Annotated in this window: 18 protein-coding genes; 1 reads left to right on the forward strand and 17 read right to left on the reverse strand. The window is 43.1% G+C overall.

What is annotated here, in order from left to right:
* Positions 1–22: 22 nt before the first annotated feature.
* Genes rpmG through ybeY form a run of 7 tightly spaced genes read right to left on the reverse strand, consistent with a single transcriptional unit; the run spans position 23 to position 4,625 of the window.
* Positions 23–172: a 50S ribosomal protein L33 gene (rpmG, locus tag B7725_RS07195; RefSeq protein ID WP_007519517.1), complete on the reverse strand. Its 150-nt coding sequence runs from the start codon at positions 170–172 to the stop codon at positions 23–25.
* The gene (locus tag B7725_RS07200; RefSeq protein ID WP_084875392.1) at positions 172–1,371 is read right to left on the reverse strand and encodes a multidrug efflux MFS transporter; all 1,200 of its coding nucleotides are present in this window, start codon (positions 1,369–1,371) and stop codon (positions 172–174) included. The genes rpmG and B7725_RS07200 overlap by 1 nt, the downstream gene beginning before the upstream one ends.
* Complete coding sequence (gene coaE, locus B7725_RS07205; protein WP_084875394.1) at positions 1,358–1,963, reverse strand: dephospho-CoA kinase; 606 nt, start codon at positions 1,961–1,963, stop codon at positions 1,358–1,360. The genes B7725_RS07200 and coaE overlap by 14 nt, the downstream gene beginning before the upstream one ends.
* Positions 1,963–2,787, reverse strand: a complete 825-nt coding sequence (mutM, locus tag B7725_RS07210; protein WP_084875395.1) for a DNA-formamidopyrimidine glycosylase — start codon at positions 2,785–2,787, stop codon at positions 1,963–1,965. The genes coaE and mutM overlap by 1 nt, the downstream gene beginning before the upstream one ends.
* Before the next feature lie 48 nt (positions 2,788–2,835).
* Positions 2,836–3,735, reverse strand: coding sequence for a GTPase Era (gene era, locus B7725_RS07215; RefSeq protein ID WP_084875397.1), 900 nt, complete (start codon positions 3,733–3,735; stop codon positions 2,836–2,838).
* Positions 3,736–3,751: 16 nt separating this feature from the next.
* Positions 3,752–4,147: a diacylglycerol kinase family protein gene (locus B7725_RS07220; protein WP_084875398.1), complete on the reverse strand. Its 396-nt coding sequence runs from the start codon at positions 4,145–4,147 to the stop codon at positions 3,752–3,754.
* Entirely contained in the window at positions 4,128–4,625 is a 498-nt protein-coding gene (ybeY, locus tag B7725_RS07225) for an rRNA maturation RNase YbeY (RefSeq protein WP_084875400.1), read from the reverse strand. The genes B7725_RS07220 and ybeY overlap by 20 nt, the downstream gene beginning before the upstream one ends.
* A 104-nt stretch (positions 4,626–4,729) precedes the next feature.
* On the opposite strand from ybeY, the gene pavA reads away from it, so the two are divergent.
* Positions 4,730–6,385 carry an Rqc2 family fibronectin-binding protein PavA gene (pavA, locus tag B7725_RS07230; RefSeq protein ID WP_084875401.1) on the forward strand — a complete coding sequence of 552 codons (1,656 nt, stop codon included), beginning with the start codon at positions 4,730–4,732 and terminating at the stop codon, positions 6,383–6,385.
* 200 nt (positions 6,386–6,585) lie between these two features.
* Here the strand turns inward: pavA and B7725_RS07235 are convergent, their stop codons facing one another.
* The 10 genes from B7725_RS07235 to B7725_RS07280 form a co-directional block, all read right to left on the reverse strand.
* Complete coding sequence (locus B7725_RS07235; protein WP_084875403.1) at positions 6,586–7,317, reverse strand: NAD-dependent protein deacylase; 732 nt, start codon at positions 7,315–7,317, stop codon at positions 6,586–6,588.
* 144 nt (positions 7,318–7,461) lie between these two features.
* Positions 7,462–8,172, reverse strand: a complete 711-nt coding sequence (gene deoD, locus B7725_RS07240) for a purine-nucleoside phosphorylase (protein ID WP_084875955.1) — start codon at positions 8,170–8,172, stop codon at positions 7,462–7,464.
* Between the two features lie 321 nt (positions 8,173–8,493).
* Positions 8,494–9,204 carry a type 1 glutamine amidotransferase gene (locus B7725_RS07245; protein WP_084875957.1) on the reverse strand — a complete coding sequence of 237 codons (711 nt, stop codon included), beginning with the start codon at positions 9,202–9,204 and terminating at the stop codon, positions 8,494–8,496.
* The gene (locus B7725_RS07250) at positions 9,201–10,436 is read right to left on the reverse strand and encodes a chloride channel protein (RefSeq protein WP_193431823.1); all 1,236 of its coding nucleotides are present in this window, start codon (positions 10,434–10,436) and stop codon (positions 9,201–9,203) included. Before B7725_RS07250 ends, B7725_RS07245 begins: the two co-directional genes overlap by 4 nt.
* A gap of 4 nt (positions 10,437–10,440) precedes the next feature.
* The gene (locus tag B7725_RS07255) at positions 10,441–11,250 is read right to left on the reverse strand and encodes a purine-nucleoside phosphorylase (protein ID WP_061598545.1); all 810 of its coding nucleotides are present in this window, start codon (positions 11,248–11,250) and stop codon (positions 10,441–10,443) included.
* Positions 11,247–11,807 carry a DUF1697 domain-containing protein gene (locus tag B7725_RS07260; protein ID WP_084875406.1) on the reverse strand — a complete coding sequence of 187 codons (561 nt, stop codon included), beginning with the start codon at positions 11,805–11,807 and terminating at the stop codon, positions 11,247–11,249. Before B7725_RS07260 ends, B7725_RS07255 begins: the two co-directional genes overlap by 4 nt.
* Before the next feature lies 1 nt (position 11,808).
* Positions 11,809–13,020: a phosphopentomutase gene (locus tag B7725_RS07265; protein WP_084875408.1), complete on the reverse strand. Its 1,212-nt coding sequence runs from the start codon at positions 13,018–13,020 to the stop codon at positions 11,809–11,811.
* A 23-nt stretch (positions 13,021–13,043) separates the two neighbouring features.
* Positions 13,044–13,727, reverse strand: a complete 684-nt coding sequence (gene rpiA, locus B7725_RS07270) for a ribose-5-phosphate isomerase RpiA (RefSeq protein ID WP_084875410.1) — start codon at positions 13,725–13,727, stop codon at positions 13,044–13,046.
* A 105-nt stretch (positions 13,728–13,832) separates the two neighbouring features.
* Entirely contained in the window at positions 13,833–14,762 is a 930-nt protein-coding gene (locus B7725_RS07275; RefSeq protein ID WP_084875411.1) for a peptidase U32 family protein, read from the reverse strand.
* Between the two features lie 126 nt (positions 14,763–14,888).
* Positions 14,889–15,569: an ABC transporter ATP-binding protein gene (locus B7725_RS07280; RefSeq protein WP_009730039.1), complete on the reverse strand. Its 681-nt coding sequence runs from the start codon at positions 15,567–15,569 to the stop codon at positions 14,889–14,891.
* Positions 15,570–15,573: the final 4 nt, after the last annotated feature.

The raw sequence follows: 15,573 nt of genomic DNA on the forward strand, positions 1-15,573 counted from the left end.
CCCTATTATTTTACCATAAAATCTACTTAGATTCAAGATGTAGGGTTACTTTTCTTTCCTTGGGACAATACTTTAAAACCTCAATCTTGTCAGGATGAGTTTTGGAGTTCTTACTGGTTAGATAATTCATGCTGCCACAAGAGGAGCACTTAAGATTGATTTTTACTCGCACTAGATTTCCTTTACTTTTAATAACGATCTAAATTGCACCAAGTTACATAAACAACTGAAAGCCACACAAGCTGCTGTCGCATAAAAGACAGCATGGTAGCCCAAATATCCTGCAACTGCGGATCCCGCCATAGGTCCGATCACTCCACCAAGGTAAAAAAAGACTTGGTTGAAGGCGAAAATCCTTGAAATACCTGATTTTGGAGTCATTTTGCTAAGAAGGGCATTGACAACTGGTATGAGAGCTCCCGTTCCCAAACCAAAGAGAAAACGATACAAGCCAAGTTGAAGGGGGCTGGTTGCATGAGCACAAAGAAGGTAAATGATGACGGAATAAATCTGCGCCGCGACCAACAATCTATGATTCCCTACCTTATCGCCAAGTTTTCCTAGAAATCCAGCACTCATCATGCTAGAAAATCCCATGCTGGATACGATCAATCCTGATACAAGGAGGAGATTTTCGGACTGCCCTAAGTCCCGCACATAGAGAGCTAGAATGGGGCCAATTGATTGAGCTGAAAACTGAATGACAAAGCTCGTCAAAAATAGGTTCGCTAAAAGCCTAGGATACTTGAAAGAAGAAAATACTTCTTTCGTTGGGATAGCCTTCTCCTTAGCCACTGGCTGAAAATCTTCCTTGATAAAGAAAATGGTTAGGATTGCAGCTAAAAATAAGAAAGCACCTACCAATAAAAAGACATTACGAATGCCAAAAATTTCAGCAATAAAGCCTCCAACAAAGGGACCCGTCAGTGTTCCTGCAACAACACCTGTAGATAGTGTTCCCAGAGCTGCTCCAGACTTATCTTTAGGTACCTGACTAGCAATCAAGGCTGTTGCATTGGGGACAAAACCAGTAAATACACCATTGAGCAAGCGCAAAAAGAGTAGCCAATAGATATTTGGCACAAAGGCCAAACCTCCCATGGTAATGGTCATGGCAAGCCCTGCTCGAATCATCATGGGTTTACGACCGTACTTGTCAGCAAGAATACCCCAGATAGGAGAAACTAGAGCTGCTGAAACAGCCGAAACTGAGATGGCTAATCCAGCATAGAAAGCAACTTTGTCCCCTTCAATTCCCAACTGCTCTACAAAGATAGGCATGAAAGGAACGACCAGGGAAATACTTGCGCCCGTTAGAAAATTACCGAACCAGGCGACACGAAGATTCTCTTTCCAACTAATCTCTTGCACAGCTATCGCCTCCTTCAAGTAACTTCACTACTTGACTCACAAGCTGATCACGACTGCCATTATTATCTAATATATGGCTCGCCAATTTTTTCTTTTCTTCTAAAGACCACTGAGCTACCAGACGGGACTCTGCTACTTCCTTAGAAAGATGATCCCGTTCCATGAAACGTTCCACCTGAACATCACGGTTCACATAGACCAGCCATGTTTCATCAAACCAGTTGGCGTAGTCCTGTTCAAAAAGCAGGGGAATATCCATGAAAAAAATCGTTTCTGTCTGGGCTAACTGGTCTCTCAGTGCAGCCAATTCCTCACGAATAATCTCCCCTTGGGTTTGCTTAGACCATTCTTGCTCCTCAGGATTTGAAAAGATAAGACTAGCCAGGAGAGGGCGATTGAGTTCTCCATTTTCAAGTATGATTTCCTGCCCAAAATGCTGAACCAGGACTTGATATAGGCGCCCTCCAGGTTTTTGTAACTGGTGGACGACTGCGTCAGCATCGACCACTTGAAAGCCTTTTTCTCTTAGGAAATTTGTCACAGTTGATTTACCAGAAGCGATACCACCTGTGATTCCGATGATTTTTCCCATCAGTCCCTCCTTTGACACCGAGGACAAAAATGAGTTCCCCTTCCGCCAAGCTGGAATTTCTCAATGATGGCGCCACAGCGTGAACATGCTTGACCAGTCTTATCATAGACCTGATGAAAATCTTGCATGGTTCCATCTTCCCCAAAGGCATTGGTATAGGTCCGAATAGTTGAGCCCCCTTTTTCAACAGCCTGACTCAAAACAGCAATAGTCTGCTTATGTATAGCTGACGCTTCTTCTAACGTCAAAGTCTGGGAAGGTCTAGCTGGATGAACCTGAGCTCGCCAGAGGACCTCATCCACATAGATATTGCCAAGACCAGCGACCAAGGTTTGGTCTAGGAGATGGGATTTGATAGGCTTTTTAGATTTGGCTAGGGCAGCCTGGAAGGTCTGCAAATCAAAGTCTTGCACTCTTGGTTCGGGGCCCAATTTTTTAGAAACAAAGTAAGCTTCCAATAGGTCGGGTGCCAGCAGTTCCATGGTACCAAACTTGCGAACATCCTCATAAACAAGCGTTCCTCCATCTTCAAACCGAATGAAAATATGAGCATGCTTGCGTTCAGGTACCTGGTCTGGATAGTAAAAATACTTGCCTTCCATTCGCAGATGGGAAATCAAGACCTTGTTTGTCAGGTAAAAAAGTAGATATTTTCCACGGCGCCCCATGGACTCAATTACTTGGCCAGCTAGTTCCTTTTGAAACTCGTCCACATCTGTCTTGATCATCTTAGGATAAGCAATCTCTATATTAGAAATCTTCTTTCCTAAAATCAATTTTTCTAAGCCACGACGAACCGTTTCAACCTCAGGTAATTCAGGCATAGTTCCTCCTTCTGTAAAAACAAGAAGCAGGCATGAGCCCACCTCTACTTAGTATTCTTTCTCATTATAACCAAAGTCAGCCAAATCTAGCTTTTTATCACGCCAGTTTTTCTTGACCTTGACCCAAGTTTCTAGGAAAACCTTATCCCCTAGCATGAGTTCGATATCACGACGGGCCATGGTCCCAATTTTCTTGAGCATAGCGCCACCTTTTCCGATGACAATACCCTTTTGGCTATCGCGCTCAACCATGATGGTTGCCCGGATATGAACCTTGTCGGTCTCTTCGTCACGCTTCATAGAGTCTACCACTACTGCAACTGAGTGAGGAATTTCTTCACGCGTCAAGTGGAGAACCTTCTCACGAATCATTTCTGAAACTAAGAAACGCTCAGGATGATCTGTGATTTGGTCAGTTGGGAAATACTGGAAACCTTCCTCCAGATTTTCACTCAAAATATCGATTAGTCGAGAAACGTTATTTCCCTGAAGGGCTGAGATAGGAACAATTTCCTTAAAGTCCATCTGGTTGCGGAAGTCATCAATCTGAGACAAAAGCTGGTCTGGATGAACCTTGTCAATCTTATTCACCACCAGAATCACAGGAACCTTGGCAGCTTTCAGACGCTCGATAATCATGTCGTCGCCCTTACCACGCGCTTCGTCAGCTGGCACCATGAATAGAACAGTATCCACCTCACGCAGGGTACTGTAGGCAGATTCCACCATGAAATCCCCAAGAGCTGTTTTGGGCTTGTGAATTCCTGGTGTGTCGATAAAGACGATTTGCTCCTTATCTGTGGTGTAAATCCCCATGATTTTATTGCGCGTTGTCTGCGCCTTGTCACTCATAATGGCAATCTTTTGCCCCATGACGTGATTTAAAAAGGTTGACTTCCCAACATTGGGACGCCCTAAAATGGCTACAAAGCCTGATTTAAATGTCATAATTTCCTCTTATTGTTTAAAATAGTATATCCCAAATGCGTGGGAGAAAGATAAGTGCACCAATCACCGCAGCAAGAAGGGAAACCACAAGCACGGCTCCTGCTGCCATGTCCTTGGCTTTCTTTGCCAACATAGAAAAGTGATAGTGACTGGCTAGATCCACCACATTTTCGATAGCAGAGTTAATAATTTCAAATGCTACTACCAAGAAAATGCTCATTAGGAGAAAGAGCCATTCGATCCGTGACACCTGAAAAGCAAAACCTGCAAGGACGACTACCAGAGCCGTCACTGCATGTTTTCGCATATTGCGTTCTTCCTTGATGGCAGTCAGAATGCCTGTCAGGGCAAATTCTAAACTGGATACCAGGTCACGATTTTTCCATTTTCGTTTATTGTCTTGTGAGTCCATAGGCTGTTAAAATCTCTTCTTGTAAACCGAACATCTCCGCTTCTTCTTCCGGAGTGTAGTGATCATAGCCGTTAATATGTAAAAAGCCGTGTACTGCCAAGAAGCCCATCTCACGCTCAAAGCTGTGGCCGTATTCCTCAGCCTGCTCATGCGCTTTATCGATAGAGATGAAAAGTTCCCCAATATAGGCATCAAACTCGGACATCATTTCTGCTAATTCAGGATTGTCAAGCAAATCTTCCTCATCAAAGGAAATGTCCAATTCCGGTTTATATTCAAGGCTAATGACATCTGTCGGACGATCCGTATCACGGTACTCGAGGTTGAGTTCGTGACTACGCTCATTGGTCACAAAAGTAACTGCCATCTCCTTGTCTTCTTTTCCTATTTTTTGGGCTGCAAATTCCAAAATTTCTTGGGTTTGTTGCAAGATTTCTTGTGAAACTTGACCAGTTTCATCCACCATTTCAATATACATGTGCTTCTCGATTCTCTTTACTTGGCTTTATTATACCATATTTCTATGATTTTATTCTACCTTTTTGATATAATACTATGGAATACAATCACAAGGAGAGAACGATGTCATTTGACGGATTTTTTTTACACCACATGATTGAGGAATTGCGAAGAGAGTTAGTCAATGGTCGCATCCAGAAAATCAATCAACCTTTTGAACAAGAGTTGGTCTTGCAAATCCGCAGCAATCGCCAAAGCCATCGCTTGCTCCTCTCTGCACATCCAGTTTTTGGACGAATCCAACTGACCCAAACGACCTTTGAAAATCCAGCCCAACCTTCTACTTTTATCATGGTTTTGAGAAAGTATTTGCAGGGTGCTATGATTGAGTCGATTGAGCAAGTGGAAAATGACCGCATTGTGGAGATCACGGTTTCTAATAAAAACGAAATTGGAGATCATATCCAGGCTACCCTGATTATCGAGATTATGGGCAAACACAGCAATATTCTCCTCGTAGATAAAAGTAGCCATAAAATCCTCGAAGTCATCAAACACGTTGGTTTTTCACAAAACAGCTACCGCACCTTGCTCCCAGGGTCAAGCTATATCGCTCCACCAAGCACGGAATCTCTCAATCCTTTTACTATCAAGGATGAAAAGCTCTTTGAAATCCTTCAAACCCAAGAGCTAACAGCAAAAAATCTTCAAAGCCTCTTTCAAGGTCTAGGACGCGATACGGCAAACGAATTGGAAAGGCTCTTGGTCAGTGACAAACTATCCATTTTCCGAAACTTCTTCGATCAAGTAACCAAGCCCTACCTAACGGAGACTTCCTTCAGTCCGGTTCCTTTTGCGAATCGTGTAGGAGAGCCTTTTGCCAGTCTTTCTGATCTTCTGGATACCTACTACAAAGACAAGGCAGAGCGCGATCGCGTCAAACAGCAGGCCAGCGAACTCATTCGCCGCGTTGAAAACGAGCTTCAGAAAAATCGCCACAAACTCAAAAAACAAGAAAAAGAATTACTGGCGACAGACAATGCTGAGGAGTTTCGCCAAAAAGGAGAGTTGCTGACAACTTTCCTCCACCAAGTTCCCAATGACCAAGATCAGGTTGTTTTGGACAATTACTACACCAACCAGCCTATCACCATCACGCTTGATAAGGCCTTGACTCCCAGCCAGAATGCCCAGCGCTACTTTAAACGCTATCAGAAGCTTAAAGAAGCTGTCAAATATCTGACTGAGCTGATTGAAGAAACAAAGTCAACCATTCTCTATCTGGAAAGTGTCGAGACCGTCCTCAACCAAGCTGGACTGGAAGAAATCGCTGAAATCCGTGAAGAATTGATCCAAACAGGCTTCATTAGAAGACGCCAACGTGAAAAAATCCAGAAACGCAAAAAACCAGAACAGTATCTGGCGAGCGATGGCAAAACCATTATCTATGTCGGTCGAAACAATCTTCAAAACGAAGAATTGACCTTTAAAATGGCCCGCAAGGAAGAACTTTGGTTCCATGCCAAGGACATTCCAGGAAGCCATGTCGTCATCTCAGGAAATCTTAATCCTTCTGACGAAGTTAAGACAGATGCAGCGGAGCTAGCTGCCTACTTCTCCAAGGGACGTCTGTCAAATCTGGTGCAGGTTGATATGATAGAAGTCAAAAAACTCAACAAACCAACAGGTGGCAAACCCGGTTTTGTTACTTATACTGGACAAAAGACCCTCCGTGTCACACCAGACCCAGAAAAAATCGCATCCATGAAAAAATCCTGATTTCACTTGAGATCAGGATTTTCTATTACAAATTTACTCTGCTATCAAGGTTTCCAAGCTAACCTTCATCATATCAGTGAATGTGTTTTGATTTTCTCAGCCAGTTTTTAGTAACTCTTAAAGAGCGAGATTGTGGTCAATAAATGAGATAGTTTTCTCTTTCAAGTAACAAGGTTTTGTTGCTATCTTCTAAAATTCTTTTATTGTCTCAATTTCGAAAATACTTCTCCTATCTTGCCTTCAATGACCAATGTAGCTTGGCTGTCTTGTGGAGTACTGGTTTTATTGATAACGACCAGATTTGTCCCAGAAAAATAGTTTACTAGGCTAGCTGCAGGATAAACAACTAAGGAAGTCCCACCAATAATCAGCAAGTCAGCTTGCCGAATAGCTTGTGCAGCTTGGCTAAAGACATCCATGTCAAGTGATTCTTCATACAAGGTCACGTCAGGCTTGACCACCTTGCCACAGTCTAGGCAGTGGGGAACAGGTCCCTCGAGGGCCAGAAAACCAGTTAAGTTATAGAAACGTTGACAACCTAAGCAGTAATTTCGGTCCGCGCTCCCATGCAATTTAAAGACCTTTTGGGAGCCTGCCATTTCATGAAGACTATCAATATTTTGTGTCACAACAGCCTTTAGCTTGCCTGTCTTTTCCAAAGCAGCTAGATAAGTATGAGCAGCATTAGGCTTGGCTTCTGGATAAATCAGGTATTTCTTATAAAAGTCAAAAAAATCTTCTGGATAGCGCTCAAACATGGTCCGAGAAACGAGTTGCTCTGCCGTAAAATGACGGCCTAACTGATGACTATAAACACCATCTGAACTACGAAAATCTGGGATATTAGACTCGGTTGACACTCCTGCCCCTCCGAAAAAGACTATTCTGTGGCTTTTATCAATCAAATCTTGTAATAGTTCTATTTTATCCATCACATCTCTCCTTAAGCTGGGTTCTAAAAAAGTTGAAAATCAATAGTTGGATTTTCAACTCTTTCTTTATCATTGCTTAGATATTGAAAATAAATCACTTACAACAGTTCTTGTAACTAATGTAATTGAAAATCTATTCTCTGATTACTCTGCAATCAATGTTTCCAATCCAACCTTCATCATATCAGTGAAGGTGTTTTGGCGTTCTTCTGCAGTAGTGTCTTCATCTGGATTGACCAAGCTATCAGAAATGGTCATGATAGCAAGTGCATCAACGTGGTGTTGGGCAGCAAGATAGTAAAGAGCTGCTGCTTCCATTTCTACAGCCTTGACTCCCCATTTACCAAGCTCGATATTCTTTTCAAAGTAGTTTGAGTAAAAGACATCAGATGACAAAACATTCCCAACGTGGGTAGTCATACCAAGTCCTTTAGCAATGTGGTAAGCCTTGTCTAACAAATCAAAGCTAGCAATTTGTGGGAAATCGTACTGTGGCCAGTCGTTGCGGATGATGTTTGAGTTGGTTGCAGCAGCCTGTGCCAAAACCAATTCACGAACGTGGACATCTTCATTCAAAGAACCAGCAGTTCCCACACGAATCAATTTCTTCACACCGTAGTCCACAATCAACTCACGCGCATAGATAGAGATTGATGGCATCCCCATCCCAGTTCCCATGACAGATACACGGTGACCCTTGTAAGTACCAGTGTAACCAAACATGTTACGCACTTCGTTAAAACAAACAGCATCTTCAAGGAAATTTTCCGCAATAAACTTAGCACGAAGAGGATCCCCCGGAAGAAGAATTTTATCAGCAATTTCACCCTGCTTAGCAGCAATATGGATAGACATAGTTAAGATATAAAGGGCGACAGAGAACAAAGTAAAAATAGGAAACTGACGACGCATCGCAGATGCTAGACAGTTTATCTTTTTTACACAGTTCTCCGCCCGTATTCAGTTCAGTGAATACAGTTAACCCATCCTTTCTTTTATTGTTATGAAAAGTTTTCCGCTCGTGTTCAAATCAGAACATCTCGCTCTACCTTTCCTTTTATATATTATATAAAGTTTAAAGAGGGGTAGTATTAAATACTTACTACACTTTTTGATTTCATAGTAAGATGATTCCAAGTTCTCTTCCAAAGCTGGAATCCTGCCTTTCTGTAGTTCCTAGTTTACCAACGAATCTAAAAATGCATACAGTTTTACATTCATTTCAGAGTAATCGTTTCCACGTAATTCTTCTGGTGTTTGAACAAAAGATAACTTTTCACTTTGCTCTCTTAATTGCTCCTCACCATCCGCAGTAATTAAGAGTTCTACTACTTCGGGATCAAATTCCAAATGGGCCTGAAATGCATAATGCTTCGGACTAAAGCGAATAATTTGGCGTGGACAACCTTGACTCGTCGCAAGAACAACAGCATCCTCTGTCAGCCCTGGCATATCACCGTGCCAGTGGCCGGTTTCTAAGGTTTCTCCGAACAAGCTGACATGAGGATCTGTTAGGCCTTGCATCGTCAATGTCACAGGATAAACGCCTATCTCGCGCTCTGGACTATGTTCATACTTCGCACCATAGGCAACAGACAGGAGCTGCGCACCAAGACAGACACCAACAATATAGATATCTGCAGCAATCGCTTCTTTCATAAAAGCAAGCTCAGCATTAGGGTCATAGTATGGGAAGTTTTCTCTATCCTCATCAGGAGATTGGGGACCACCCATGACAATCAGAAAATCAATTCCGTCAATTGTTTCAGGAAGAGGTTCTTTTTCGTAAACCTTTGTTGATGTAATGTGATGCCCTCGTGCCAGAGCCCATTTTAGATAAGCGCCCGGAACCTCAAATGTTTCATGCAGTACAAAATGTACCTTCATTGTTTCTTCTCCCATCTCTTTCGAATCACGTAAGACATTCCTGCCGCTAGTACAAGCGGTATTGTCAAACTCCAATCCTGGCCTGTAAATCCAAGGCTCAGTGCAATGGCCGTCAGAGGAGCTTGTAAGGTCGTTCCTAAAAAGACTGTTGCTCCTAGTAGCATTCCTAGAGCTGGATCCAGATGAATGCCAACTACTGTCAAAAGCAAAGTCACAAAATAGCCAGATCCAATCCCCAAGGCAAATGATGGCGTCAAGGTTCCCTCATAGGCACCATTACGCAAGAGGAGATAAACTAGAAGCCCCTTTACTGCAAGAGTCAATGGAAGATAGGGAATTGGCTGGCTAGACAACAAGGCTTGGGCTAGTACCTGGCCATTTCCCATAAAGATAGGGAAAAAGACTGCCAGGCTCCCCAGCACGAGAAAGGCTAGAGGAAGAGCCCAAAGGATCGTCTCATCCTTGCGCCGTTTGCGATTAGCTTGCTTGGCCAAGGATCGAAAAACCAGTGCTAGAGGAGTAACCAATGAAGCAATCAGAATCGCCTGCAAGAAACTGCTAGACGACCAAGAGACTAGAGCCAAGTGATACATGACATCATGACCAACAATGGGCTGAGCCACCCAGGTTGCCAGATAAGTACTAGCCAAAACCAGCAAAAAGTTCTGCCAACTATAGGTAAGTCCTAAGGTCTCAAAGACAAACAAACTACTAGCAAAGGGAACCTGATAGACCGCAGCTAGACCTGCTCCTGCCCCACAGGCAACCAACACCTTCCGTTCTTTAAGGGCTAGAGAGAACCCCTTTGACAAGCAACCAGCTAGAAGGGCCCCAACCTCGCGTGGTGCTCCTTCTTTTCCGACCGATGCGCCTGCTCCGACAATCGCAACCTGCATACCTGCATGAAAGAGGTGGGCTAAGAGCGCTGGCTCCCTGTCTCCAGCTAATATAATTTGCTGACGAATAGACAAAATCTTATGGCGCCTTTGTAGGACATACCAGAAGCCAGCTGCCAAGACCCCTGTCACACACAGAACGAAGAATCTACGGAGACCCCCAGCTTCTTGAAATTGCTGAAGCAAATCCGAACTAGTTTGGCCAAAGGCCAGCCATTGCACACTTTCTAGTAAATAATGGCAAGCAATTCCGACCAGACCCGTCCCTATTCCCAATGATAGAGTGGCTAGAAGTAGCCTCAGTCCGTAGGGCAGGCTTTGGAGTCGTGCTTTCATAGGATTAGAGTTCAGCAAGAATAGCTTTAACCAAACCTTTGAAGTCGCCTTTAACACGTTCAGTCACTTCTACAACTTCTTCGTGGTTGAGTTCTTCTTGGAAACCAGCAGCATGGTTAGTGATACATGAAATTCCTAGAACTTTCAAGCCTGAGTGAGCGGCCACAATAACTTCAGGAACAGTGGACATACCAACTGCATCTGCCCCCAATGTCTTATAGGCACGAATTTCTGCTGGGGTTTCATAAGTCGGACCTGTTACACCAATATAGACACCTTCATCAAGCTTGATACCAAGTTTCTTGGCCACTTCATGGGCAGTAGCACGATATTCTGGAGTGTAGGCTTTAGACATATCTGGGAAACGTGGACCAAAATCATCCAAGTTTTCACCCATCAATGGGTTCTGCCCCGTCATATTGATATGGTCTGAGATAGCCATCAAAGTACCAGGACCGAATCCAATACCGCCAGCTGCATTGGTTATAATGACACCTTCACATCCGAGGACTTTCATCACACGAACTGGGAAAGTCACGACTTCAAGAGGATTTCCTTCATAGAAATGAAAACGACCTTGAAGAGCCAAGACTTTTCGACCTGCGAGTTCACCATATACCAATTTACCAGCGTGACCAACTACTGTAGAGCGGCCCCAGTTTGGAATCTCAGCATAGTCTACTACAACTGGATTTTCGATCTCTTCTGCCAATTCTCCAAGACCTGATCCAAGGATTAGACCAAACTCGGGAGCTTGGATTCCCTTGCTTTTCAAGAAAGCAGCTGTTTCCTTGATTTTATCTAAAAATGTCATTCTGTATCTCCTTTATTATTTTTTAGCATTTGACCGATTTTGTCAAAGGTTTTGGCATTGCGAATGGTGATATTGCTATAAAAAGGCATCTTGAGCAAGTACTTATGATAGGCAGTTGCATAGTAGGATTCTTCAGAGATCTTCCCCCAGAAAATCCCATGTTTTCCAAAATGAACCACTTCATCTTTCAGTTCCAAACTTTCAACTGTCTCAATGACTTGAGCAACATCCAAGCCCTCCGTGTAAAAGAGGACGTCCTTTCGTGCCAAATCTTTGGTCCACCAATCTGGCAGATTCTTCAGCTCTTCTTCATAATCTTCCTGACTCAGCAAAGAAAAGCTCTGAATAAATGGATAATGGACTGCAAAGAAAACCTCTAACTTTTCAACCAATCGGGCTTTGGGAACTATAGAAGTAAAGAAAATGTTGCCACTGTTGATGTAGGTTTCAACCTTTTCCAGTCCCAACTCTGTCAGTTCTTGACGAAGTTGCGCCATGACAACCTTATTTTTCCCTCCGACATTAATGCCCCGAACAAGTAAAGCATATCGCGTCATCTTATACCAATTTATCTAAGAAACTTTCCCCAATCATGGCAGTTTCAACACCAAAGTTATCGGCAACAGTCGCTGAGATATCTGCAAAATGTCCAACTGGAATGACACCATTTCCTTTAAAGGAAGGACTGTAAGCCAAAAGTGGAATATATTCGCGGGTGTGGTCTGTTCCTGCATAGGTTGGGTCATTTCCATGGTCCGCTGTAATCAAGAGAAGGTCATTCTCTCTCATGGCTGCGATAATTTCAGGCAAGCGTTCATCAAACTCATGCAAGCAATCACGATAACCGTGAGCATTACGACGGTGGCCGTAAAGGGCATCAAAGTCAACCAAGTTTGTGAAGGAGAATCCTTTTTCAAACTCAGCAAGTCCCATGGTCTTCAATAATGTATCAATTCCGTGGCTGTTTGACTTGTTGTGGCCCATGTCATGATTGATACCAGCGCCATTAAAGATATCGTTGATTTTACCAACAGCGTAAGTATCGATACCAGCTTCGTTCAATTTATCCAAAACAGTTGGTGCAAATGGGGAAACGGCCAAGTCACGACGATTTGCCGTACGAGTGAAATTACCTGGTTCACCAACATATGGACGGGCAATGATACGACCCAGAAGAGCAGGACGTTCAAGGGTAATTGAACGAGCGTATTCACAGATACGGTACAGTTCATCCAAAGGAATGATATCTTCGTGGGCAGCAATTTGCAAAACAGGGTCAGCTGAAGTATAGATAATCAACTCCCCAGTTTCCATCTGACGTGGTCCAAAATCATCGATAACAGCAGTTCCTGAGTAAGGTTTATTGGCTTCACGAATGACCTTGCGCCCTGAGAATTCTTCGATTTTTGTCAAGATTTCTTCTGGGAATCCGTTCCAGAAAGTATCGAAAGGCTCGGTAATATTGAGTCCCATGATTTCCCAGTGTCCAGTCATGGTATCCTTACCAAGAGATACTTCTTCTAATTTCGTTGCATATCCTGTTGGATTGCTTTCTGCTGGTACAGTCTTAAGAGGAGTTTCACGAGGAATATTTCCTAGACCGATTTTAGCCATGTTTGGCACAGTCAAACCAACTGTTTTGGAAATGTGTCCAAGTGTGTCAGAAGCTCCGTCTGGAACCCCCGCATTGACAAAGTTATTGGCATCTGGTGCAGCACCGATTCCTACAGAATCCAATACCACCAAGTGAATTCGATTAAATTTTGACATAATCTGTCTCCTTATTATTTTGATTATTTTGCTTTTGTTGAAGTTAAAATCTGAACCCCATCTCGTCCCGCTACGATGACCTTATCCACCATTTGGTTGAACAAGCCATGCTCTACGACACCAACGACATGATCCAATTCTTGCCCGAATGCAATTGGATTTTCAATGACATCCAAGGCTAGGTCAATGATAAAATTCTGCATATCGGTTACAAAACGCTGACCGTCTTTTTCACGGAAACTTGGTTTGTAGCCAGCTCGCTCAAAACGACGAAAAACCTGTTCTGCGCCATACTGAACCACTTCCACAGGCAATTTAAAAGCACCTAGTTTATCAACCAGTTTGCTTTCATCCACCACCCAAATATATTCTTTTGAGGGCGTTGCGACAACCTTCTCCATCAGAAGGGCACCACCACCACCTTTGATCCCGTTGAACTGGCTATCTACTTCATCCGCCCCGTCAACCGTCACATCAACAAAGTCTACTTGATCAATCGACTTGAGCGGGATGTTAAGACCTTCAGCCTGCTTACTGGTCACACTGGAAGTCGTTACAGCAGTAATCTGCAAACCTTCTTCCTTAATGCGACGACCGATTTCTTCTACGAAATAGTAGGCAGTAGAGCCCGTTCCAAGTCCGACTACCATGCCATCCTTGACAAACTCAGCAGCCTTGATACCTGCCATTTTCTTCAGATTTTCCACTCAAACACCTCCATTAAAGAGCTATTTTTATTATAACATGTATCCGTTTTTATTTCATGGATACACTGGAAAAACCCGAACATTTTTATTTCGGGTTTTGGTGTCCTATTTAACCATATCAGGATCGTAATCATAGAATCCCGTATCGAGGAAACGGTTTTTAGGGTGTAACTTGCGCACTTCCTCATCTAACAAGAAGGCTTGGTCATGACTGAAATTCCCCTCTTGAATCAAGCTGCGTGCTTGGACAAAGAGTTTAGCAATTTCTACAAAATTCTGACCAGGTGTGTAGAGCCCCTCTAGCTTCCAGTGGGTAAAACCATGCTCAACCAACTCAGTTAATTTGGTCATCAAATCAAGGTCATTGTTGGCAAAGATATGGGTACCATGATTATCTTCAAAGATAGAATAATGGCTTTCTGGGTCACTTGGTTCTGCCAAGAAGAGATCACGTTTACGCGTCTTTTCGTCATCGATATGCGTGAAGTTATAGTAGTTTTGTAAGAGCGGACGCTTAGAATGATGGATGACGCTAGCTCCATAAACCAAAACTTCAGCAGGAATTTCCAAAATCTCTGGCATTTTGAAAAGTTCAGCTGATGGAATTTCACGCGCCAAAACAGCCTCAGATGCGCCAGCCTTTTGTCCCCAGAAGTTAATCTGGCGACTGCTTGTCACCATAGTTGAAGCATCATAGATGGTCTTAAAGGAATAACCATCACGGTTGACTACGTAAAAGACACCCGCATCTCCTACTGTAATATAGTCTGTCTTGATTTCTTCCAAGAAGTCTAAGAAGGGCTTAATACGATCCATCATGTCTTGGTGCATGAGGGCGTTGACTGCAACGATCAATTCCTTACCCCCATCATGAACGAGCTTAGCGATTTCTCGCAACTCTTCATAACTAAAGGTCGTTGGCAAACGGAGGCCAAAATCTTTCTCACCGACATAGATACGGTCTACGCCAGCTTCGAGTAGTTGTTCAACTTGTTCAATACTTTCAGCAGTTGCTGTAATGATAATCTTTTCCATAAGGAAAATTATACCACAATTCTCAAAAATCAGCTATGAATACTAAGAGTTTTATAAAAAGTCAAAGTCATTTTTGAAGTTTGCAATCAAAAAGTGAACAGTAACCAGAACCGTCCACTTTCTTTTTTATACTTGTGTTTTTTCAACTAGGTGGCCATCATTCATAACATAAATACGGTCAACCTTATCAAGAAGACGTGTATCATGAGTAATCATAACAACTCCTCTACCTTGTTCGTGGGCAATAGTAGCCAACATTTCCGTTACTTGGTAGGCACGCTGGGTATCCAGACTGGCCGTTGGCTCATCTGCAAGCACGATGCTTGGATTGTTATAGAGCGCTCTAGCTATTGCCGCACGCTGACGTTCGCCACCCGATAGGGCCTTGGGATAATGATCTTTTACTTTTTCCAAATCCAACAACTCAAAGAGCTCTTTTCGGTCACTTTTACTATTTTTTCCCTTATCCAGTCTGTCTATCAAGTCCAGCTGTTCCTTGACCGTTAGAAAAGGAATTAAGTTTGAAGCCTGGAGAATGAAGCCAAACTCTCTAAAACGGAGATCTGTTTTTTCCTTCTCCGTCAAACTGCCTGTTTCCTTCCCTTTGACTAGAATCTTTCCACTCGATGCTTCCTGTAGTTGTCCTAGAGTTGTTAGAAAGGTCGTCTTTCCAGAGCCTGAAGGCCCAACGATAGCTACGAACTCTCCCGCATTTAGCTGAAAATTCGTCTCATGCAGAGCTACGACTTTCATCTTTCCTTCCCCGTACGTTTTTGTCACTTGAGTCATTTCAATCAATGCTGTCATACTA

The organism is Streptococcus oralis subsp. tigurinus (genome assembly GCF_002096275.1).
Lineage (GTDB): Bacteria > Bacillota > Bacilli > Lactobacillales > Streptococcaceae > Streptococcus > Streptococcus oralis_CN.